Source organism: Paenibacillus sp. FSL R5-0908 (assembly GCF_038006245.1).
GTDB lineage: Bacteria > Bacillota > Bacilli > Paenibacillales > Paenibacillaceae > Paenibacillus_AQ > Paenibacillus_AQ odorifer.
In genome coordinates, this window is sequence record NZ_JBBOUV010000001.1 from 3607712 (window position 1) to 3628410 (window position 20699).

The 20699-nt window shown below is 40.4% G+C and carries 23 protein-coding genes; 21 read left to right on the forward strand and 2 right to left on the reverse strand.

What is annotated here, in order from left to right; all coding sequences use genetic code 11:
- The first annotated feature begins 29 nt into the window (after positions 1 to 29).
- The 16 genes from MKZ09_RS16500 (at position 30) to MKZ09_RS16575 (ending at position 12988) form a co-directional block, all read left to right on the forward strand.
- Positions 30 to 1538: a malate:quinone oxidoreductase gene (locus tag MKZ09_RS16500; RefSeq protein ID WP_076205948.1), complete on the forward strand. Its 1509-nt coding sequence runs from the start codon at positions 30 to 32 to the stop codon at positions 1536 to 1538.
- A 138-nt stretch (positions 1539 to 1676) separates the two neighbouring features.
- Positions 1677 to 2093 carry a GntR family transcriptional regulator gene (locus tag MKZ09_RS16505; RefSeq protein ID WP_076205950.1) on the forward strand — a complete coding sequence of 139 codons (417 nt, stop codon included), beginning with the start codon at positions 1677 to 1679 and terminating at the stop codon, positions 2091 to 2093.
- Complete coding sequence (locus MKZ09_RS16510; protein ID WP_076205952.1) at positions 2090 to 2776, forward strand: ATP-binding cassette domain-containing protein; 687 nt, start codon at positions 2090 to 2092, stop codon at positions 2774 to 2776. Before MKZ09_RS16505 ends, MKZ09_RS16510 begins: the two co-directional genes overlap by 4 nt.
- Positions 2773 to 3618, forward strand: a complete 846-nt coding sequence (locus MKZ09_RS16515) for a hypothetical protein (RefSeq protein ID WP_076205954.1) — start codon at positions 2773 to 2775, stop codon at positions 3616 to 3618. The genes MKZ09_RS16510 and MKZ09_RS16515 overlap by 4 nt, the downstream gene beginning before the upstream one ends.
- A 24-nt stretch (positions 3619 to 3642) precedes the next feature.
- Positions 3643 to 4857 (forward strand): hypothetical protein, encoded by a 1215-nt coding sequence (locus tag MKZ09_RS16520; protein WP_076205955.1) that lies wholly within the window; start codon positions 3643 to 3645, stop codon positions 4855 to 4857.
- A gap of 208 nt (positions 4858 to 5065) precedes the next feature.
- Positions 5066 to 5548 (forward strand): DUF2975 domain-containing protein, encoded by a 483-nt coding sequence (locus tag MKZ09_RS16525; protein ID WP_036678158.1) that lies wholly within the window; start codon positions 5066 to 5068, stop codon positions 5546 to 5548.
- A gap of 10 nt (positions 5549 to 5558) precedes the next feature.
- Positions 5559 to 5774 carry a helix-turn-helix domain-containing protein gene (locus MKZ09_RS16530; RefSeq protein WP_076129351.1) on the forward strand — a complete coding sequence of 72 codons (216 nt, stop codon included), beginning with the start codon at positions 5559 to 5561 and terminating at the stop codon, positions 5772 to 5774.
- 2 nt (positions 5775 to 5776) lie between these two features.
- A complete protein-coding gene (locus MKZ09_RS16535) occupies positions 5777 to 6553 on the forward strand; it encodes a DUF817 domain-containing protein (RefSeq protein WP_076135041.1) in 777 nt (258 codons plus the stop codon).
- A 184-nt stretch (positions 6554 to 6737) separates the two neighbouring features.
- On the forward strand, positions 6738 to 7394 hold the full coding sequence (locus MKZ09_RS16540) for a CatB-related O-acetyltransferase (RefSeq protein WP_076205957.1): 657 nt from the start codon (positions 6738 to 6740) through the stop codon (positions 7392 to 7394).
- 148 nt (positions 7395 to 7542) lie between these two features.
- Positions 7543 to 8058, forward strand: coding sequence for a GNAT family N-acetyltransferase (locus tag MKZ09_RS16545; RefSeq protein WP_076135037.1), 516 nt, complete (start codon positions 7543 to 7545; stop codon positions 8056 to 8058).
- 29 nt (positions 8059 to 8087) lie between these two features.
- Entirely contained in the window at positions 8088 to 8324 is a 237-nt protein-coding gene (locus MKZ09_RS16550; protein ID WP_076135035.1) for a DUF3977 family protein, read from the forward strand.
- A 118-nt stretch (positions 8325 to 8442) separates the two neighbouring features.
- Positions 8443 to 9831, forward strand: coding sequence for a serine hydrolase domain-containing protein (locus MKZ09_RS16555; RefSeq protein WP_076205959.1), 1389 nt, complete (start codon positions 8443 to 8445; stop codon positions 9829 to 9831).
- A 1-nt stretch (position 9832) separates the two neighbouring features.
- Entirely contained in the window at positions 9833 to 10522 is a 690-nt protein-coding gene (locus MKZ09_RS16560) for a hypothetical protein (protein WP_076205961.1), read from the forward strand.
- A 75-nt stretch (positions 10523 to 10597) separates the two neighbouring features.
- Complete coding sequence (locus tag MKZ09_RS16565; RefSeq protein ID WP_256719229.1) at positions 10598 to 11680, forward strand: CHAP domain-containing protein; 1083 nt, start codon at positions 10598 to 10600, stop codon at positions 11678 to 11680.
- Between the two features lie 108 nt (positions 11681 to 11788).
- On the forward strand, positions 11789 to 12187 hold the full coding sequence (locus tag MKZ09_RS16570) for an RrF2 family transcriptional regulator (RefSeq protein ID WP_076135029.1): 399 nt from the start codon (positions 11789 to 11791) through the stop codon (positions 12185 to 12187).
- 198 nt (positions 12188 to 12385) lie between these two features.
- A complete protein-coding gene (locus tag MKZ09_RS16575) occupies positions 12386 to 12988 on the forward strand; it encodes a class I SAM-dependent methyltransferase (RefSeq protein WP_256719230.1) in 603 nt (200 codons plus the stop codon).
- A 334-nt stretch (positions 12989 to 13322) separates the two neighbouring features.
- Here MKZ09_RS16575 and MKZ09_RS16580 read toward each other — a convergent pair whose 3' ends face one another.
- Complete coding sequence (locus MKZ09_RS16580; RefSeq protein WP_076205963.1) at positions 13323 to 14231, reverse strand: aldo/keto reductase; 909 nt, start codon at positions 14229 to 14231, stop codon at positions 13323 to 13325.
- Between the two features lie 161 nt (positions 14232 to 14392).
- Here MKZ09_RS16580 and msrA point away from each other — a divergent pair, with 161 nt between their 5' ends.
- The 4 genes from msrA to MKZ09_RS16600 all read left to right on the forward strand — a co-directional run bounded on the left by msrA (position 14393) and on the right by MKZ09_RS16600 (position 18465).
- Positions 14393 to 14905 carry a peptide-methionine (S)-S-oxide reductase MsrA gene (gene msrA, locus MKZ09_RS16585; RefSeq protein WP_076205965.1) on the forward strand — a complete coding sequence of 171 codons (513 nt, stop codon included), beginning with the start codon at positions 14393 to 14395 and terminating at the stop codon, positions 14903 to 14905.
- Between the two features lie 170 nt (positions 14906 to 15075).
- On the forward strand, positions 15076 to 16266 hold the full coding sequence (locus MKZ09_RS16590; RefSeq protein WP_076205967.1) for an ArsR family transcriptional regulator: 1191 nt from the start codon (positions 15076 to 15078) through the stop codon (positions 16264 to 16266).
- A 97-nt stretch (positions 16267 to 16363) separates the two neighbouring features.
- Positions 16364 to 17071 carry a response regulator transcription factor gene (locus MKZ09_RS16595; RefSeq protein ID WP_179089579.1) on the forward strand — a complete coding sequence of 236 codons (708 nt, stop codon included), beginning with the start codon at positions 16364 to 16366 and terminating at the stop codon, positions 17069 to 17071.
- Positions 17068 to 18465: a sensor histidine kinase gene (locus tag MKZ09_RS16600; protein ID WP_076205969.1), complete on the forward strand. Its 1398-nt coding sequence runs from the start codon at positions 17068 to 17070 to the stop codon at positions 18463 to 18465. The genes MKZ09_RS16595 and MKZ09_RS16600 overlap by 4 nt, the downstream gene beginning before the upstream one ends.
- A gap of 63 nt (positions 18466 to 18528) precedes the next feature.
- Here the strand turns inward: MKZ09_RS16600 and MKZ09_RS16605 are convergent, their stop codons facing one another.
- Positions 18529 to 19077 (reverse strand): PadR family transcriptional regulator, encoded by a 549-nt coding sequence (locus MKZ09_RS16605; RefSeq protein ID WP_076135017.1) that lies wholly within the window; start codon positions 19075 to 19077, stop codon positions 18529 to 18531.
- A 152-nt stretch (positions 19078 to 19229) separates the two neighbouring features.
- Here MKZ09_RS16605 and MKZ09_RS16610 point away from each other — a divergent pair, with 152 nt between their 5' ends.
- Positions 19230 to 20678, forward strand: coding sequence for an MDR family MFS transporter (locus MKZ09_RS16610; RefSeq protein WP_076205971.1), 1449 nt, complete (start codon positions 19230 to 19232; stop codon positions 20676 to 20678).
- Positions 20679 to 20699: the final 21 nt, after the last annotated feature.

The following is a 20699-nucleotide window of genomic DNA, read 5'->3' on the forward strand; positions in this document are numbered from 1 at the left end:
GCAAAATTCAGGGGATAAGGATGGTAATAATGGGCAAAAGTGCAACTGATACAGACGTCATTTTAATTGGTGCCGGAATCATGAGTGCGACTTTAGGAACACTTTTGAAGGAATTAGTACCGGAATGGAAAATTAAAGTATTTGAAAAGCTTGAAAAAGCAGGGGAAGAAAGCTCTAATGAATGGAATAATGCAGGAACCGGACATGCGGCGCTCTGTGAGCTTAATTATACTGTTGAAAAGCCAGACGGATCTATAGATATTAGCAAAGCTATTCAGATTAATGAACAGTTTCAGCTTTCGATGCAGTTTTGGTCTTATCTTGTAAATCGCAAGCTGATACATAATCCCCAAGACTTTATTATGCCGTTACCTCATATGAGCTTGGTGCAAGGGGAGAAGGATATAGCTTTTTTAAAGAAAAGATTTGAAGCGCTCTCAAAGAATCCTTTATTCCAAGGGATGGAATTTTCTGCTGATGCTAAAGAACTGATGGAATGGATTCCGCTTATTATAAAAAATCGTCCAGCGAATGAATCCATTGCAGCTACAAAAATTGACTCTGGAACGGATGTTAACTTTGGTGCTTTAACGCGTATCTTATTTGAGCATTTAAAGAGTAAAAACGTCGATCTCCACTACAAACATAGTGTCAATAGTATGAAGCGCAACAGTGCTGGCTTATGGGATCTAAAAATCAGAAATGCCAGCGGTAACATTGAACAACATACAGCGAAATTTGTGTTTATTGGTGGCGGGGGAGGAAGCCTGCACTTACTGCAGAAATCCGGTATTCCTGAAGGGAAACATATCGGCGGATTCCCAGTAAGCGGTATTTTTATGGTGTGTAATAATCCGGAAGTTATTGCGCAGCATCATGCCAAAGTATACGGCAAAGCTAAAGTTGGAGCCCCTCCAATGTCCGTACCACACTTAGACACAAGATTTATCGACAATAAAAAATCACTGCTATTTGGACCATTTGCCGGCTTCTCACCTAAATTCTTAAAAACGGGCTCAATGTTTGATTTAATAACTTCTGTGAAACCGGATAACCTCATAACAATGCTGTCGGCAGGTGCTAAAAACATGTCATTAACAAAATACCTGATCGAACAAGTGCTATTATCGAAAGAAAAACGTCTGGAAGAACTGAAAGAGTTTATCCCCAATGCCAAAATTGAAGATTGGGATCTTGTTGTAGCTGGCCAGCGTGTGCAAGTTATCAAAGATACAGAAGCTGGCAAAGGCACACTTCAATTTGGTACGGAGGTTATTAGTGCCGCTGATGGTTCGGTCGCAGCATTGTTAGGGGCTTCCCCTGGAGCTTCTACGGCTGTTCACGTGATGCTTGAAGTGCTTAACAAATGTTTCCCTCAATATATAAAAGAATGGGAACCCAAAATAAAAGAAATGATTCCTTCTTATGGCTTGTCGCTAATGGATAATCCCGTGCTTCTGCAGAAAATACACACTACAACAGCAGATACACTGGGTTTAGGTGGTAAAGAACAGGTTTTTAATCAAAAGGTGTTTTAGTAATAAAAGGGCTGCCGAGAGGCAGCTTTTTTTCTGCTCAAGTCTGAACTATTGACACAAAAGTGTATTACACGTATAGTACATAAATAAGATGTATGAACCACTTAGTACACACACTTAGTATATGGAGTTGGTTGTATGACAGAAGAACAGAAATCAGGCGTCAGCTTTAATATTCGTGAACCGGTATATATTCAAGTTGTGCGTCATTTCAAGGAACAGATCGCCACAGGGCAAATCGGAGCGGGAGACAAAATTCCTTCACGGCGTGAACTGGCATCAGTAATGAAAATTAATGCGAACACGGCGCAGAAGGCATATAAGGAAATGGAGGAACAGGGTTTGATCGTAACAGAAGGGAATTCCCCGAGCCGAATTACACAGGATCAGCAAATACTAAACTCGATTCGAGCTGAATTAATTGAAAGTGCAGTGGAAATATTCATCAGCTCCATTCAGAATATTCAAATTCCAGTTGAAGAACTGGTAGAGATCATAAAGACAAAATATACATCCGAGCGCAAGTTATCTCCAGAGGGTGGTGACACAAGATGATCCAAGTGAATCAGATGGTGAAGAATTATGGATTCAAGAAGGTACTAAATGGTGTCAGCTTCACTGCTGCCAAGGGAGAGATTACCTGCCTGATCGGAATCAATGGTGCCGGGAAGTCAACAGTGCTGAAGTCCATCATGGGACTGACACCATTCAAAGGGGAAGTATTAATCGATAATGCATCACTAACACCTGCGATGTATGAGAAAATCACTTTCATTCCAGATTCGTTAACGATGCCCTCTAATATGCGAATTGCTGATTGCTTGAGCTTTATGGCTGACTTTTATCGGAATTGGAACGCTGAACGTACAAAGGAACTGCTTAAGTTCTTCCAACTGAGCTCTTCAGATCGCGTATCCTCATTGTCGAAGGGGATGGCTGCGAAGGTGAATTTGTTGCTGGGACTTGCCTTGGATTGTGATTACATCCTAATGGACGAGCCATTCTCGGGAATTGATATGTTCAGCCGCGAGCAAATTACTGATGTGTTCACGAGTGAATTGATCGAGGATCGTGGTGTGATTATTACAACTCATGAAATTAACGATATTGAGCATTTAATTGATAAAGCGGTCTTGCTACAGCACGGGAAGGTAGAACGTGAATTCTACTGTGAAGAGGTTCGCGAGCAGGAAGGTAAGTCCATTACGGACGTAATGAGAGAGGTGTACATGAAATGAGAGCTTTTGTGAAGCTGTTGAATTTTGAAATGAACCGATTTGCCAAAATATATATTGGACTCATGGTGCTGACAGTTGTCTTGCAGCTTGCAGCAGTCACCATCGGTGCTAATCATTGGCTGGACTCTGCGAATGAGGCAATGAGAGTGAATCAATGGACGCTTGAGCAATATCACAATGTGACTGGATATATTCAGCTAAACAGTATGATGTATGCTCGCTATAATGGACTTCTATATTTCGGACCCATATTTTTGAGCATAACAGTGTTGCTAATATATAGCTGCTTCATCTGGTACCGTGACTGGAGAGGTAAAAATACGATAGTATATCGCCTGCTCACCTTGCCATCCAATCGGGCGAATTTGTATTTTGCCAAGCTGGTTACGATCTTACTATTCGCATTTGGACTTGTTGCCCTGCAAATTGTGCTTGTGCCACTGGAGCGTTTGATAGCACAGTCGATTCTTCCTGCTGAACTATATCGAAACATCTCGGTATTTGATTATTTGAAGTATCCTACGGTGCTTAAAGTTCTGGTTCCGCCCTACTTTTCTGAGTTTGTTCTATATTATGGACTGGGCATTACGGGTTTGATCGTCTTGTTCACAGCGATTCTAATGGAGCGGAGCTACAGACTGAAAGGGATCGGCTTTATCATATTATACTTAGCGGTTCTAGCTGGATTAGCCTCAATACCCTATCTTATGGGTTATAGCAGATATGATAGCTACTTCTATCCCGGAGAAATCATAGGTGCTTGTCTCGGATTAATAGTGATTATTGCTGGAGGTTCGCTTTGGTACAGCTTGTATCTATTGCGTAAGAAAATATCGGTATAATTGAAGGGGTATGGAGGTTAGGGAATGAGAAAATATATGGTTACCGCCGTTCTTGTAGTGTTCTCGGTTGTTACAATCGGGACGTATTATGTACAGGCCTCACAAGAGACACTACCTAATTATAAGCTGACGATGGTTCAAGGGGATGCTTCCCTCGTTGAAGGTATAGCCTTATACGGAAATTATTTGACTAAGGATAGTGTTTTTGGCATCAAACGAGCTAATATCACTACAAATGGTACAGATTATCCAGATGAAAAGTTAACGATCAGCCAAAGCTTAAACCGAAGACCAGTGAACACACAATTGGATAAATGGAGGGATCAACATCGTCAGTTCATGCGTGGAAAGAAGAACTTAGCTGGGTTCTATGAAAATCAGGATATGCTTGCTTACGTGAATTGGACCGTAGATAAGCAGCAATCAAATGATCCATCAGCGAAGAAAAATGCTAGACTCAGTATTTCTGTGCTTAACAAGCAGAAGAACAATACGCTGGAAATCAGATCCGATATCAATGTAGATCATGATATTTCAGATATGTATGTACAAAATGTACAGCTTGTTGATCAAGAGCTTGTTGCAATGGTGTTTTTGAATCACAGCGCCAAAGGTTATGTATCTGAACCGCAGATTATCCGTGTTAATCTAACAACAAAGGAGATTACGAATGAGCCGCTCGTGTTACCAGGAGCTAAATCTGAAGCTGCAAATGGAGATAATCAATTCGTTAGGTTAGCCAATCAAAATCTGGATCACTCGGATCAATGGATTTTAACGGTTAGTAAAGATAATCATAAAAAGGCATATCAAGTAGATGTTGCAACAGGACAAATCTCGCCGCTCGCGTTCCAAGGACATGAAATGTTATTGAATAATATTATGAATGCGTATGGGCAGAAAATTTATTTCCTGCAAAAAGCTGTATCGGGTAAGGAGAATATAGGATTTACTGTTATTTCTTACGATCTCGTGAGTAAAGAATATGAGACTACTTTGAAGAATACAAATATAGATTTAAGTGAAAACATTACCTATGATTTTAAACAAGACTATCTCTATATTGTGGGTTATAAGAATATGGGTAATAGGTACTTCAAAGGTAATCGTCTATATGTATTCAATTTGACAAGCGGTAACCTTGAATACGAAGGAAAAGCAGTATCAACAGAGGTTACAAATCAGGCTGAAGATGAAGCTAACATGGATTTAAATTTTATCGATCTCGGTCAGTATTAGAATTACTTGTAGAATAGAAAAATAGAGATAAAGAGATATGAAAAGGTGAAATAAGCCGAGCTAGTGACTTCTAAAGTCAATTAGCTCGGCTTTTTAGTCGAAAGTTATAAAACAATCAATAATCACTGTATATCGATTAAAATATATTGTAAAACGATAAATAATGTGATAAATTCAATTCACAATAAATCTGTGAGGTGTGTTTTTTATGGAAAGAGGTTCAACACTTTTTTTAAGGGCAGCGGTTATTCTTATTGGTATCCCGGTGCTTGCTTTGTGCATATTTGTGGTGCCGGAAATAGCAAGTTTCGCAGCAGAACTGTATCCGGATTATAGTTTATTGAAATATCTCCTTGCCATTGATTTGTATGCCTCGGCGATACCTTTTTACTTTGCACTGTATCAAGCTTTTAAACTGTTAGGCTATATTGACAAAAACAATGCTTTCTCGGAAATGTCTGTGCAGGTTTTAAAGAAAATAAAATATTGTGCAATCATCATCAGTTGCTTGTATGTAGTTGGTATGCCACTCTTTTACCTTATGGCGGAGAAAGATGATGCCCCAGGGATTATAGTCATCGGCTTGATTATCATTTTTGCCTCTATGGTGATTGCCGTTTTTGCTGCAGTTCTACAAAAGCTTTTAAAAGAAGCTATTGATATAAAATCAGAAAATGACTTAACTGTCTGAGGTGAAAACAATGGCGATTATAATTAATATAGACGTGATGCTGGCTAAAAGAAAAATGAGTGTTACTGAGCTTTCGGAGAGAGTTGGAATAACAATGGCTAATCTTTCTATATTGAAAAATGGAAAAGCAAAAGCGGTGCGATTATCAACGTTAGAGGCAATTTGTAAGGCTTTGGAATGCCAGCCTGGAGATCTATTAGAATACAAAAATGATGAGGAAACATAAGAATGAAGTCAATAACACAATTACTGCATTTCGGATATCATCAGGCGATGAGTTGCATATTTCCAGTTGCGATTTTTGGGACTTTAGCTCTTTCTAACATAATAGAAATGCCTTTTCTTTACCGTTATGATGCCATTCTTCTAATACTGCTTACAGTGCAGTACCTCATGTACCGTACTGGATTAGAGACACTGGATGAAATAAAAGTAATCTGTGTGTTTCACGTTATTGGTTTATTGCTGGAAATCTATAAGGTGAAGATGGGTTCATGGGCATACCCTGAGCCAGGGTTTACGAAGGTGTTTGGTGTACCCCTCTATAGTGGATTTATGTATGCAAGTGTCGCAAGCTTTATGTGCCAGATATGGCGAAGATTGAAAATGGATATGACCGGTTGGCCGGGGCTTGCTTCAGCGGGATTATTGGGAGGAGCCATCTATTTAAATTTTTTCACACATCATTTTATTCCTGATTTTCGTTGGTGGCTGACAGCGCTTGTGGTTGTTGTCTTCTGGAAAACATGGATCATTTATAGGGTACGGACGGTTACCTATCGAATGCCCTTGACACTGGCCTTTTTTATTGTGGGATTTTTTATCTGGTTAGCTGAAAATATCGCTACATTTTTTAATGCATGGAAATATCCTGATCAATATCAAACGTGGCAACTGGTTAGTTTCAGTAAGATCAGTTCGTGGTTCCTTCTAGTGATTATTAGCGTCATTATAGTTGCCCAGCTTAAACATGTTAAGGCTAGCCGTAATCCGATAAATTCATAATTGTGCTGAGTTCGGACAATAGGGTTGATTTGACGAATAAATCAATCGTTTGTTACAATGACGGCATCAATTAGGAAAAGGATGAGGACGATGGTTCGTCGTTTGAAACGGTTTAAGAATGTTGCTACTGCATCAAGCTTCTAAGTATAAATGAATTACATTACTTAGAAGCGAGGGAAAGAAAATGAAACAACATCAGTTTCGCCATTGGTCTGAAATTAAGTATTTGAAGGATATTGTCACCAACCCAATGATTGAGGTAGGAGAATACTCTTACTACTCTGGTTATTACGATAATCTTAATTTTGAAGATGGGTGTGTTAGATACCTTTGGGGTGATGAACAATCAAGAAAGTTGTTTAATCCCAGTGAAGATTATGGTTGGCATTTAGATAAATTGATTATAGGAAATTATGTTTGTATTGCTAGTGGTGTAATTATTCTCTTGGGTGGGAATCACAATCATCATCCTGAATGGATCACCGTATATCCTTTTGTAGATCAGATTGCAAACTCTTACGAATCCAAAGGGGATACAATCATTGCTAGTGATGCCTGGATTGGGATGAATGCAATGATTATGCCCGGTGTGAAAATAGGCGAAGGTGCTATTGTGGCGGCAGGATCGGTTGTTGTAAAGGATGTCCCACCGTATACGATAGTAGGCGGCAATCCTGCTAAAGTGATCAAGCAACGGTTTACAGATCTAGAAATCAAAAAGTTAAAGGAAATGCGCTGGTTCGATTGGAAACGTGAGAAAATTGAGCAAGCCACGTCTATCTTTTCAAGTTCATCTGTTGATCAATTATATGAATTTTACCTTAAAGAAATAAAAAAATAACAAATCAGAACAGGCTGCCAGTATATTCTGCAGCCTGTTTTTTTAACTGATGGGTAGTTTAACAATAATTGTTTTTTACCAGATTAATCCTAATTAGTATGTTAATATAGGAATGGACTCATTTAATAAGTTAGGAGGAAATTATATTATGGCCTTACCTTTACAAATCCGTCGAATGACACAAAATGATATTGATATTATACATACGGGGTTATCTGAGCATGATGTAAGCCAACCTCTTGACTATGTGCAACGTTGTTGGGAAGAAAATCAAAATGAAAAGCGAGTTACACTTTTAGCTTTTTGTGAAAATGAGTTTGTTGGATGGGGACATGTGGTATACAAGTCGGAATACCCTTATTTTGCAAAAAATAATATACCTGAAATTCAAAACTTTGACGTCATCCCGCCATTTAGGAAACGTGGGGTAGGAAGTGTATTAATTGAGGCTCTTGAAAAAGATGCTTTTACTATTTCTAATACTATTGGTATTGGTTTTGGATTATACGCTGACTATGGAACTGCACAACGGCTGTATATAAAGCGTGGTTTTATCCCTGATGGGCGGGGAATCATGTACGATAATAAGCCTGTTGAGCCTGGGGCACATGTTTGTGTGGACGATGATCTCTGCCTTTATCTTATAAAAACTATTGAGCAATAGAAGCAGCTCTTGTACGGGGGAGATAGATTCTGAAGTATATCGAATTTGGTCTCGGTAATACGTGGCTTATTAGAACTGAAACGGAGTTAGAGGATGGAACGGAATATGAAGAAAAAGGCATAGTGAAACCGGTAAAGTTCCGCTCGTTATATTTCAGGATTTGGATTGGCAAAACCGTAATCATTCTAGACTTAAAACAAGGCTTGAAAATAAGTAAGAAGAGTCGTAAAACGTTGAAGATTATTTTTGGTATAACAAGTCTTTAGGTTTAGCATGACAAGGTTGCCGTCTAAATGAACAAATGGAGGAGACCTGACACGAGACTTAGCAGTCCACCTGAGAATTATTAAAAAACTCAAAAATATAACGACAAGCGAGGTTTAAATGGATAATCCAGAGATTTTAACCCAAGCGCTGTCTAAATTTTATGAAGAACTTGAACGAACTAATTTACCGGTTAATACTTTTATGCTATTGCGAAAGGGAGAAGTTATTACTGACTTTTACCGTCAACCGTACCGCAAAAACGTTCCCCAGGTTTTATTTTCTCTAAGTAAGAGCTTTACATCTATTGCAGCAGGCATAGCATGGGATAACGGTTATTTTGAATTAACGGATAAAGTAGTTTCTTTTTTCCCGGATCAGCTTCCTAGCTCAATTTCACCTAATTTGGCTAAGATGACGATACATCATCTTCTTTCCATGAATACGGGACATAACAATAATATATATGGTGCGATAGCCAAGCAAAATGATTGGGTTCGTGCCTTTTTAGCTTTGGACGTAGAAGATGAACCGGGAAGTTATTACAATTACAATACACACGCCACTTATATGGTTTCGGCTATTATCGAAAAGACGACTGGAGAAAATCTTGTTGATTTTCTAATGCCAAGATTATTTGCCCCATTGGACATAGGAAGACCAGATTGGGAGACTTGCCCGTTAGGAATGGTTGCTGGTGGAATGGGACTAAGCATACCAACAGATGGAATTGCGAAATTTGGCCAGATGCTCCTCAATCAAGGGGTTTATAATAGCCGTAGAATTGTTTCTGAAGATTATTTAAAGCTGGCGCTAAATGAACAAAGCGATAATCGTTGGGGACAAAATAAGGCTGACTGGTCAAACGGATATGGTTATCAGTTCTTTATGTGCAGGAATGGATGTAAGATGGGGAATGGAGCTTTTGGTCAATTGTGTTTCATTGATCCGAGTCAAGAGATTGTGATTGCTGCAACTTCAAGTTTTACCGAGATGAAGAAGTTACAGGATTTTTTAGATATCATATATGCAAATTTACTGAACCTTGATTGGCCAACGGTTGCATCTAACATTATTAAACCTCCTACCTTTACCTCCTTAGTAGAAAGGATAGTTAAAGTAGATTATAGATCTTACAGTGGAATTTATATCTTTGAAGTAAATAAGCATAAAATCAAAGAATTAACACTGAAGTTTGAAGATGAGCACTTTAGTTTTTCTTTACTTTACGACGATCATTTAGATGAATTTCCGTTCGATTTTTCAAGGCCTACCCATGCAAAGAGTTTATTTATTAAAGACTTATCCCTTAGTGAGCAGGAAGTTTGTACATCTGCAAGCTGGCAATATGATGATTCCAAATTAATCCTCACGGTATATTACATTGAAACCCCTTACGTAGTTGATTACACCTTGAGCTTTAGCGGTAAAAAAATTGAATTGCATATGCATAGGAATCTTTCCTTGGAGGATAGAGAAGACATAACTGTTATTGGTTGGGAGGGATGAAATGATCAAGGGTAAAGGATGGATGGCTGTTTTATTTTTGCTGTCTTCTTTAGTTTTTGTGGGAATCACACATCAGGGAACTATGTTTGGGGATTACCTCTTCAGAACTATTGGAATACCACCTTGGAGCGAGCCTGCGACAAACCATGGTTTACATTACTCAGCAATATTCGGGATCATTATGTTAATCGTCAGTGGGAATTTAACTATTATGCACTTTAAGCAGCGCTATAAAAAATATGTAGGCAGAACGGTTATTCTTTTTTTTATCATTTTTTATTATTTATATCCATTTCTAACAGAACGATTGTATTATATTGTGAATATGAACAATGAAGGAATTGAAGTTGTGGATTTTCTGAAGAAAGATTCGCACTGTATGTACGGTACTCAAGAGGATATTGTGCAGGTTCAATGTACAATCAGGCTAATCAACTATGGCGGGCAAAATGAAACCGTTATGATCCGTCCAATCTTTCGAGAGTACGGTAATCCTCAAGGGATCTGGTCATTCGCAGAGGTTCAGCCGCAAGAGATTACCTTGTTACCAAGATCTAATATTAAACATAACATTCACTTTGAGAGTAAGCCTGACGCTCGGATTGCTGAATTCAGGGCGAACGGTAATACCGATTATTTTGGTGTGGAGTTCGTCAAGGATGGACATAAAAAGGAAGTCATTAGGGACTGAATTAATAAAAAGATTCATGTCAGTATTAGCTTTGATATTATTATAGCTGAGTAGTAACGGAAGGGAAGGTTTCCAGTGACTCAACGACTGATAACAAAAGTGAACCAGCGCCTCGATAGTGTGCGTGTGCTGGTTCAAGAAATGATCATGTCTATAGGTAGCGAACAACGGAAACAGGAAGCGTGTGTTCTTTTGTACGGAGTGTCTAGCTTCGCTTCATTCCTTGCCATGAAAAGAGAACAATATCAGGAATTGGCAGCCATTATAGGACTGCTTCATAATTATTATTTCTTCAAAACCGGAGTCAAGGAATTTCCAGGTCCCAACAGTGCAGATACCGTAAGGCCTTTATTAAGAGACTTGAATATGTTTACCAAAGAAGAGCTGATTCAAATTCTAAAGGCGATCTTCCATCAAGGGGACAGGAATAAAGTTCAGGGTCCCTATGAAGAGATTCTAAAGGATGCTCAAGTTCTACAATTACACTTGCAGAATAGGGGATGTAATGTAACACAGCAGGACACGAATAGGCTTCGGAATGTACTTCGTCAAATGACGATTCCAGAGGACTTTTTGGCAGAGGTAGATTACAGTAGCGGGGCTGAAGTTCACCAGCCTACAGATAAACGAGGTAAGTTAGCTAATATTGCTGAAGCATTTGGAAAAGAAAACATTGTTGGAATACCAGGAAATGAACGATATCGAGAAATCTGTAAATATTGGCCTGACCAACGGATTTATAAAGTATTACAAAACAATTGGTGCGCAGCATTTGTATATTACTGCTGTATGCAAGCTGGATTTCTGCTGCCGATTCGATATCCGAATGCTGATTTTCGATTAGCTGGCGTAGGGGCTTGGTTAGAGTGGGCGCAACTACCTGAGACCCAATTTTTTTATTTTGACGGGCAAGAGGGGTTTACTCCTCAACGTGGTGATATTGTGATTTATGAAAAATTGCTAACTAATGACCCTCACGATCATACAGGTATTGTTTTAGCATGTGATGACAAAGAGATCTTAGTTGCTGAAGGAAATAGGGATAATCAGAATTATTCCAGTGTTTTTTACAGAGATCGCTGGCATTGCGTATATGGCTATATCCGTATCGCTAATGACTATGAATTTGAGTTTAATGGAGAGTATACTCCATTATAGTTGAGGATGAAGAAGATTGCTTAATGGGCGAGTGTAGGAATTATATACTTGCCTTTTAAAAATGTTAGAGTTATCATAGATTTCTAAAGTCGTTAATGGAGGTGCTGAATGAAATATTCCCAAGCGACAGATTATGCACTTCATGCAATGCTCTATATGGTAACAGTGGCGTCTGATAAACCGGTGGGTGTTCAAATGCTTGCTGAGAAGTTAGGTGTTTCCCAAACCTATCTGTCCAAAATGATGACTAAGCTAGTGAAGGCTGGATTGATTCAATCTGCACCTGGTGCTAATGGTGGTTATCGTCTCAGACGCAAGTCGGAAGAAATCTCTTTTTTGGATATTATCCATGCAATCGAAGGAACGGCTTCCTTTTTTGAATGCAGTCTAGATCACGGAAGTGAATGTCTGATTCAACAGGTTGTGATTGACGCTGAGCGACAGATGGAGCAGTACTTAGAGAACACGAAAATTGCAGATCTGGCAAAAACGATGAAGACGGAGTAAAGATCCGTTCTTTTTTCGGGGTTATTAGAGATAATATAAATCCGTAATGACTTTAATAGGGGTTTTGATACTAAAATGTGAAGTTTAAAACAATGGAGGATGATTACAATGACTGAAGAGTAAAAATTAAATGCCAAGAGGGCGACCTATGAAAAAACCACTCATATTTCGATTCCCTCTTATGATTCATTATTTTCCATGATCCAATCTTATTTTCGTTTCGAATTAGGTGACATCCCTGTATCTATGCTCGTGGTCGGTGCGGGGGGAGGAAATGAATTTTCGGCATGGGGGCCTTCTAACCCAAACTGGACATTTACGGGAGTGGATCCTTCGGAAGATATGCTTAAGATCGCGAAATTAAAGATAGATGAACTGGGCTTAGAGAGCCGTGTCAGTCTGATTCCTGGGACAATCGATGATCTTCCTCAGCAGGACTCAAAGTTCGATGTGGCAAGTTGTATTTTGGTCCTTCATTTCATCCATGATGTTCAAGAAAAATTGAAATTGCTTCGCTCCATAAAGGATAATCTGAAACCGGGTGCTCCATTTGTTCTCGTAAGTGCATATGGAGATTTGGATGATCCTGAACTCCACCACAGAATAAACGTATGGAAAAGCTTTTGGGTTGCAGGGTATGAATCTCCCGAAGCGTTTGATAATGTAAGTAACAATATTACGAAAATTTCTTTCCTTCCCGAAAAACAAATTGAAGAGTTATTGAAAGAATCAGGCTTCACGAGAATCACTCGATTTTATTCTACTGGAATTATGGCAGGCTGGATGTGTCACGCGGAGTGACTTGAATACTTTCGGACCCAGATGACGTTATTTGCATATATTTAGCCTTTGGAGCATGATTTCGGACTTCAGTGCTGCTATTCCTTAAATAGAGGATGATATATGGTGATTATCAAGCTCATAGCGGCTATGGAGTCCGCGAGCACCCTTAATATAGGAAAAAGTAGCGTATAAGGTCAACTGTGTCCTATAGCGACTTCGTTCGTGTAAAAAATATCGAATCAAACCAAGTTCAAGGATTAGATCAGAGATCAGTTAGGCACAAGAAGTAAGGGTGCCCAACAGCCATTGTATGGCTATGGACACCCCATTGCTCTTAACGAAAGTGACTAATCTATACATGAAGCTTGTAACGATTTGCTTTGCTCATCCGCTGAATGTCTGCAAGTTCCTCCGAAGTGAGTGGAGCTACATCAGCAGCCATTACATTGCTTTTTAATTGCTCCAGACTGCTTGCCCCAGGAATAATAACGGCTACAGATGGATTAGCTAGTGGATAATGAAGCGCTGTTTGTGCAAGATTGCGAGAGTCACTAGTTTCCTGCGAAAGCTGATCATGTAAATTCAGAAGTTCCTCACTACTGTAATCTAAGTAATTCTTCTCCGCCTTGCTGCGACCACGCTCTGATAGAATGCCCCCTGCTAAAGGTCCGCGTGCGATCATGCTAATTCCCTGCTTAGCTAGCAGAGGAAGGATTTCTTCCTCAGGACGTCGATCTAAAATGCTATATTGGCTCATAACACTTACGATATTTGATTTTTTCACATATTCTCTAATTACATTAGGACGAATAGAAGAGATCCCATAATAGCGGATAAGACCCTCTTGCTTAAGTTCTTCAAAAGCTTCAATCGTTTCGTCAATTGGATCTTCAATAGTGCCACCATGCAGCTGGTATAGATCGATGTAATCGGTTTGCAGCCGTTTGAGACTATCTTTTACTGCATTTTTAATATAGGCTTTTGAAGGATCCCAGCTCCAGCCATCTTGGCCGGGAATTCTGCGGTTGCCAACTTTTGTGGTCAGGATTACATCCTGTCGACGTTGACGAATGGCTTTGCCAATGATCTCTTCATTACGGCCCTCATCATAAAGATCTGCTGTATCAACAAAATTGATTCCTTGATCGAGTGCTTCATGAACAATGGAAATGGCTTTCGCCTCATCCGTACCCAAAGACATACAGCCAAGTCCTATCTCACTTACATACAAATCGGATTGTCCTAAACGATTTTTTCTCATAGCGCATTCCTTTCTACTTCTGTTGTTGTTATATTATAACGTTTTGGAGAATTGAATTCTAATGGTGCTTCGGGCTTCCATTGACTTTATGATCTTTTGGCTTTATCGTCATAGCATATATTATTTATTAGATGAAGATAGATAGGGAGAGATTTGAACATATGGAACAAGCGATGTTTGCAGGCGGATGTTTTTGGTGCATGGTGACACCGTTTGAGGAATTACCAGGCATTCATGGAATTGTATCGGGCTATGCGGGAGGGTTAACCAAGAATCCAACCTATGAAGAAGTCAAAACCGGAACAACGGGGCATTACGAGGTTGTGCAGATTACGTTTGATCCAGCGCTTTTTTCATACGAGAAACTGCTTGAATTATATTGGCCTCAGATTGACCCTACCGATGATGGTGGGCAATTCCAGGATCGAGGAACTCAGTACCGGACAGCGATCTTCTATTATAATGAAGAACAGCGTTTAGCAGCTCTTGCCTCGAAGGAAGAGGTTGCGGGCAGTGGCAGATTCTCCGGTCCAGTCGTTACGGAAATCCTTCCGGCGCCAACTTTTTATCGTGCAGAAGAGTATCATCAGGATTATCATCATAAGAATCCCAAGCACTACAAAGAAGATCGGGAGCTATCCGGTCGGGATACTTTTATCGCTAAACACTGGTAAGTGTTGAAAAAAAATTTAAACCAAGAGCATCCTGAGTCATTCATGGCTTACGGGATGCTCTTTTTGCATTATATACAAATTTTATTTATTTTAAATTCTACATACTTTCCACACATTTGTAGCCTAAACTACTCTAAATTAAGCGAGAACATCACACAGGAGGGTTTAGGATGAAAAAAATCATACCATTTGTTGCCGTTAGTTTGCTTTTGAGTACAGTGATAACAAGCTGCCAATCAGGCAATAATGATCCATCTAAGGTTAATTCGCAAGCTAGTTCTGCAACGGTGGAGCAACCTTGGATAGCTACGAAGAATACTACTCGCATTAACACTTCAGATCCGATTCAAGCCGCAGTGTTAGTTTCTCAGACTTTATGGACTGCGCAAACAAAGAATAATAGACCCTCAAGTGTAGTTTTGACGGATGTGAGTAATTGGCAGATTGCCGCAGTTAGTGCGGATTTGATTCATCATCCCAGTAATGGCCCTGTACTGTATACCACAAAAGAAGGGGTTCCTGAGATTACTCTCGCAGAACTTAAGCGACTGAATCCAATAGGTGCTGAAGGCAATAAAGGGGTTCAGGTAGTGCTTGTTGGGCCTATGGCATCCAATGTCGGACAACAATTAAAGGGCATTGATTTAAAAGTAGACCGGATAGAAGGGGATGAGCCAGCGGCAGTAGCTCAGGCTATAGATACTTATTACGCCAAAGCAGCGGGTGAACTTCCAAAGTCGGTTATAATTGGTTCTATGGATAGCTTTGAGTACACGTTGCCAGCAGTGAATTGGATCGCACATATGCCGGAACCTCTACTCTATGTAACCAAAGACGAAATTCCAAACTCAACGGTCGAGGCTTTAAAAGAACGTGGAGGTAGCGCAACCATTTACATCCTAGGACCAGAAGACATTGTCTCAGCAGATGTAGAAAAGCAATTAAAAGAATACGGAACAGTTACCCGTATAGCTGGAGAAGATGTTTTTAAGAACGCTATAGCTTTTGCAAGTTTTAAGGATGCCAATAACGGATTCGGCTGGGGAATCACTACACCCGGTCATAACCTGTCTTTATTAACCACGGATTCAACGATGCTCGCTATCGCCGCTGCGCCTTTTTCCCATTTGGGGAAACATGCGCCGCTTATTTTTACGGAAAAAGACGGGCTACCAGATTCAGTAATGGAGTATATGATGGAGCTTCAACCTAAATTTCAAGATTCACCAGCGGAAGGTCCTTACAATCATGCTTGGATAACTGGAGATAATCTTGCAATAAATGAGCGAGCACAAAGTGAAATCGATGACATGCTAGAAATCTCACCTGCTGCAGGAGGCAATCCCCATTCCGGCCACTAACCATAATCACAGGCTGGCATCATTTAGGGATGATGTCGGCTTGTTCTGTGTTTTTTTGTATAATGAGAAGAACTAGGTCATAAAGAGGGTGAACGGCTTGAATAAGCTACAGATACTGATCGTAGATGATGAATGGAACATGCGGAATTTATTGCGGATTTATTTAAGTAAAGAAGGGATGTCTACCCAAGAGGCGTCAACGGGCCATGAGGCACTCCAACTGTTGAAACAACACAGCTTTGACCTAATCTTGTTGGATGTGATGATGCCGGATATGGATGGTTGGCAGGTCTGCAAGCTGGTGAGGGAGACAAGCTCTATCCCCATTCTAATGCTAACCGCACGTTCTGAAACCAAGGATAAGGTCCTTGGTCTTGGTATAGGAGCAGATGATTATCTTACTAAACCGTTTGAGCCGGAAGAATTAGTGGCTAGGATTTATTCTCTGCTGCGGCGTTCAACACTTACATTTGCCTGGCAACCTCAGGAAAGGGTGCTCATATACCCTGATTTTAAAATATACCCAGAAACTAGGGAGGTATATATTCAAGATACATCCATTGAATTCACTCTCAAGGAGTTTGATCTACTGGCCACTTTGGCGCAAAACACTACCCGTGTTTTTACGAGAGAAGAACTGGTGGAGCGATTATGGGGGAATAATTATGAGGGGGAGAATCGTGTTATCGACACCCATATTAAGAATATCCGTGAGAAATTACATAAAGCAGGCCTAGCCTATAATCCGGTTCAAACGGTGTGGGGATTAGGATATAAATTTCATGCTCCCGGTAATCAGGTATGAAAAATAACATCATCGGACTTAAGCTTGGTTTTGTTATTATATCTGTTTTTGTAGTTGTTTTACTTGTCCTTGGAGTTACTATAGACCGGATGTTTACAAGCTTCTATTACAACGAGATGCAAAAAGAGACGGAGGAACTCACCTCACATTTTATTGGAATGGCGGAATCGCAGGATAGTTCAAATGAGCAGATGATGAGTACTTTTGCAGAATTTTCGGATGTCAGTATCTTTAATATCTCGAAGGATGGCAATATGATACTCCACTCGGGTGTACATGATCGTACAGATCGTTCATTTATCCATGCTTCGGATGTTAGCCGGATTTTCGCTGGGAAAAGTGTTGATTTTGAGTATAAAGATCCTGCCGGACATTCTTATTTTATCACTGGAAAACCAATAATGGAGGGGGATACAACTCAGTCTGCACTTTATGTAATGTCCTCTACAGAAAGTATGAAGCAATCTTTGGCTTCCATCCGGAACCTGCTGCTGATTGCAGGCTTCGGGGCTTTTATATTGGCTTTAGGGATCACTGGTGTGATCGCCATGATTTTGTCCAGACCTTTGATCAAGATGCAAAAGGCAACCCGGAAAATCGCGGCTGGCGAGCTGGAAACGAGACTTTCTATACGTAGTAACGATGAGATTGGTTTTTTGGCTGCGGCCATAAATGATCTGGCTGTCGATCTGCAACGATACAGAGATACACGGCAGGAATTTCTGGCAAATATCTCACATGAGCTGAGAACGCCCATTACATATTTGGAGGGGTACACCAAGGTTATAAAAGAGGGACTTTACGAGACCGAAGGGGAAAGAGATCTATACCTGGACATCATTCATCAGGAAGCACATCGGCTCCAGCATCTGGTGGATGATTTATTTGAACTGGCAAAAATGGAGGAAGGAAAGGTTACTCTTACCCAAGAGTGGATCGATCTCAGTCAGCTAGCGGAACAAGCCGTGCGCAGAGTTGAACTGAAAGCAAAGGAGAAGGGGTTACTGCTGAAGCTTCAGCTTAGCGGAGATGCGTATATGATCCGTGGAGATCAAAAACGTATGGAACAGATTATTATGAACCTTCTGGAGAATGCAATTCGTTATACAGATGAAGGCGAGATTATAGTTCATATGGAATTCGCAGCGGATGCTGCAACTCTAATTGTTGAAGATACAGGAATAGGTATTCCTGAGGAAGAGCTTCCCTATATCTTCGAGCGTTTCTACCGGGTAGAGAAATCACGTTCAAGACAATACGGCGGTTCAGGTCTGGGACTTTCCATTGTTAAAAAGCTGGTGGAATTGCATGGAGGCAAGATTCGAATGATAAGTCAGCCTGGAGCGGGTACTCGTTGCGAGGTGCAACTATTGAATCTATCTAAATCCGAATAAGTGTAAGTAAAAAGAGACTTCATCATATACAAAATGAGGTCTCTTTTTTGCTTGTTTATAATGTTATTTATTCGACTCAAGCTCTTCAAGTGCCCATTCGCAAAATTGTATAGAGCACTCCATATCAAGCACACGTTTGCGGATCAATAAATAACGTCCAAAAGTGGTGGCTTTTAACTCACGAGTCTCACCGCGTTCATCACGCAAGACTTCGTTTGCTTTGAGCAAAACCTTGTATCGCTCCAGCTCACTTTTACAAAACTCTGCACGTTTTAGCAATAGGTCCTTGGCTTCATCCGGGTTGGATAGCCATAAGCTATACAGCTTAAAATGCAGTTCATCCCGGAGCACCGGTGGCTCTGCAGTAGTTTCCACCCATTGCCGCAATTGCTCCAGTCCTGCTTCCGTAATGGAGTATTCTTTTTTATCCGGTTTGTCGGTCTGTTCAATGAGCTTAAAGGTGATATAACCTTGCTGCTCCATGCTCATTAATAGAGGGTAGATTTGACTATGTCCAGCACGCCAGAGCGGCTTGATATTCTGAGTTAATTCATATCCAGACAATGAGTTAGCGCTAAGTAAAGCTAGAAGTCCATAAGACAGTGTATTCATTACTATAAAGCCCTCCAGTTATTATAAATCCGTTTTCATTGAATTTTTCGGGGATATGTCATCATTGACATATTGATCATACGATTATAACATTATTCAAGTCACCTTATATATGTAAAAGTAGACATATAAAAATAATGAGGAGGGGAAGCATGGAAGAAAATCAAGCAAGCAAAATACATTTTTGGCCGATCATGATTGCCATATTCTTCGGAAACTTCGTCTCTGTCTTAAGTACAACGACGATCAACATTGCTGTTCCTCTTTTAATGGATCATTTCAATACGAGTCTGAACACCATGCAATGGATGGTCACGGGTTTTATGCTGGCGACAGGAGTAACCGCACCACTCGCCGGATATCTTGGAGGAAGATTCAGCTACAAAAAGCTTTATCTTTTCGCCTTGATGGGATTCACCATGTTCTCTTTGCTTTGTGCTTTGGCATGGGATCCAACATCGTTAATTGTATTTCGGATGCTTCAGGGTTCGTGCAGCGGTCTCATCATGGCTTGTACGATGACCATCATATTTCAAGTAGTACCGGGAGAACGCAGACCTTTTGCAGTAAGCCTCTGGTCGTTATCCGCGATGGTCGCGCCAGCCATAGGACCAACGTTTAGCGGGTGGCTGCTCCAATATGCCAGCTGGCATTGGTTATTCTTAATTAACATCCCTATTGGAATCATAGCTGTTATTCTAACCCTAACGTTAATTCCATATTATCGAATGAATATTCCGAAGTCATTTGATATTCCTGGTTTCCTTACGGTTGTCCTCGGTAGTTTATCATTATTAACTGCATTTAGCCAAGGCAATAGCTGGGGATGGACTTCATGGAAAACCTTATCATTAATCCTTTTGGGGGTTGTGTTGTTAGTTTTGTTTGTTTTGCGCGAGCTGAAGGCGGAGGTACCTCTGCTGAATTTGCGTGTATTCCGTAATCGCCGTTTTACCGCCATGCTAAGTATCTATAGTTTGGTTACGATTGCGATGTATGCCGGAACTTACTTAACCCCTTTGTTCTTACAAACGGTAGAAGGGGCTACAACGCTTAAAACAGGGCTGATTTTATTGCCGTCCTCGATCCTCCTTGCCTTGCTGAGTCCAGTCGTAGGTAAGCTGTATCCAAAGTTCGGACCTGTGAAGTTGATTTCTGCGGGTATTTTATTTATATTCATCGGTTTATTCATGCTTAGTCGACTGCAAACGAACATATCTTATAGCTTTATTATGTGGGCGATGGTCGTTCGTAATCTCGGCATTGGACTAGCCAATGTTCCAAGCAGTACAGCCTCAATGGAGGAAATTCCTGTCGAATGGTCTGGGCATGCTACGTCGATCAACAACTGGGTCCGCAATGTGTTAAGCTCACTTGGGATTGCAGTATTCACCTCCCTGCTGTCGAGTAGATCCTTACTCCACTCTAAAGAGTTGATCAGCTCCGGTGCAAGTAATACAGATTCGATACGTTTGCTATCGTTCACGATGGGGGTGAATGATGTTTTTGTGGTGGGTTCCATTATTGTGTTGTTTGGATTTCCACTGATGTTTTTATTACGCAAGAAGCGTACTGTGGTAACTGTACAAAACGCGGGATGACCGGTGCGATAAAAAAAGCAG

Excerpts from the sequence above, each read along its gene's own strand:
- MKZ09_RS16500 (WP_076205948.1), top strand. The coding sequence starts at position 30 with ATGGGCAAAAGTGCAACTGATACAGACGTCATTTTAATTGGTGCCGGA.
- MKZ09_RS16505 (WP_076205950.1), top strand. The coding sequence starts at position 1,677 with ATGACAGAAGAACAGAAATCAGGCGTCAGCTTTAATATTCGTGAACCG.
- MKZ09_RS16510 (WP_076205952.1), top strand. The coding sequence starts at position 2,090 with ATGATCCAAGTGAATCAGATGGTGAAGAATTATGGATTCAAGAAGGTA.
- MKZ09_RS16515 (WP_076205954.1), top strand. The coding sequence starts at position 2,773 with ATGAGAGCTTTTGTGAAGCTGTTGAATTTTGAAATGAACCGATTTGCC.
- MKZ09_RS16520 (WP_076205955.1), top strand. The coding sequence starts at position 3,643 with ATGAGAAAATATATGGTTACCGCCGTTCTTGTAGTGTTCTCGGTTGTT.
- MKZ09_RS16525 (WP_036678158.1), top strand. The coding sequence starts at position 5,066 with ATGGAAAGAGGTTCAACACTTTTTTTAAGGGCAGCGGTTATTCTTATT.
- MKZ09_RS16530 (WP_076129351.1), top strand. The coding sequence starts at position 5,559 with ATGGCGATTATAATTAATATAGACGTGATGCTGGCTAAAAGAAAAATG.
- MKZ09_RS16535 (WP_076135041.1), top strand. The coding sequence starts at position 5,777 with ATGAAGTCAATAACACAATTACTGCATTTCGGATATCATCAGGCGATG.
- MKZ09_RS16540 (WP_076205957.1), top strand. The coding sequence starts at position 6,738 with ATGAAACAACATCAGTTTCGCCATTGGTCTGAAATTAAGTATTTGAAG.
- MKZ09_RS16545 (WP_076135037.1), top strand. The coding sequence starts at position 7,543 with ATGGCCTTACCTTTACAAATCCGTCGAATGACACAAAATGATATTGAT.
- MKZ09_RS16555 (WP_076205959.1), top strand. The coding sequence starts at position 8,443 with ATGGATAATCCAGAGATTTTAACCCAAGCGCTGTCTAAATTTTATGAA.
- MKZ09_RS16560 (WP_076205961.1), top strand. The coding sequence starts at position 9,833 with ATGATCAAGGGTAAAGGATGGATGGCTGTTTTATTTTTGCTGTCTTCT.
- MKZ09_RS16570 (WP_076135029.1), top strand. The coding sequence starts at position 11,789 with ATGAAATATTCCCAAGCGACAGATTATGCACTTCATGCAATGCTCTAT.
- MKZ09_RS16575 (WP_256719230.1), top strand. The coding sequence starts at position 12,386 with ATGATCCAATCTTATTTTCGTTTCGAATTAGGTGACATCCCTGTATCT.
- MKZ09_RS16580 (WP_076205963.1), bottom strand. The coding sequence starts at position 14,231 with ATGAGAAAAAATCGTTTAGGACAATCCGATTTGTATGTAAGTGAGATA.
- msrA (WP_076205965.1), top strand. The coding sequence starts at position 14,393 with ATGGAACAAGCGATGTTTGCAGGCGGATGTTTTTGGTGCATGGTGACA.
- MKZ09_RS16590 (WP_076205967.1), top strand. The coding sequence starts at position 15,076 with ATGAAAAAAATCATACCATTTGTTGCCGTTAGTTTGCTTTTGAGTACA.
- MKZ09_RS16600 (WP_076205969.1), top strand. The coding sequence starts at position 17,068 with ATGAAAAATAACATCATCGGACTTAAGCTTGGTTTTGTTATTATATCT.
- MKZ09_RS16605 (WP_076135017.1), bottom strand. The coding sequence starts at position 19,077 with ATGAATACACTGTCTTATGGACTTCTAGCTTTACTTAGCGCTAACTCA.
- MKZ09_RS16610 (WP_076205971.1), top strand. The coding sequence starts at position 19,230 with ATGGAAGAAAATCAAGCAAGCAAAATACATTTTTGGCCGATCATGATT.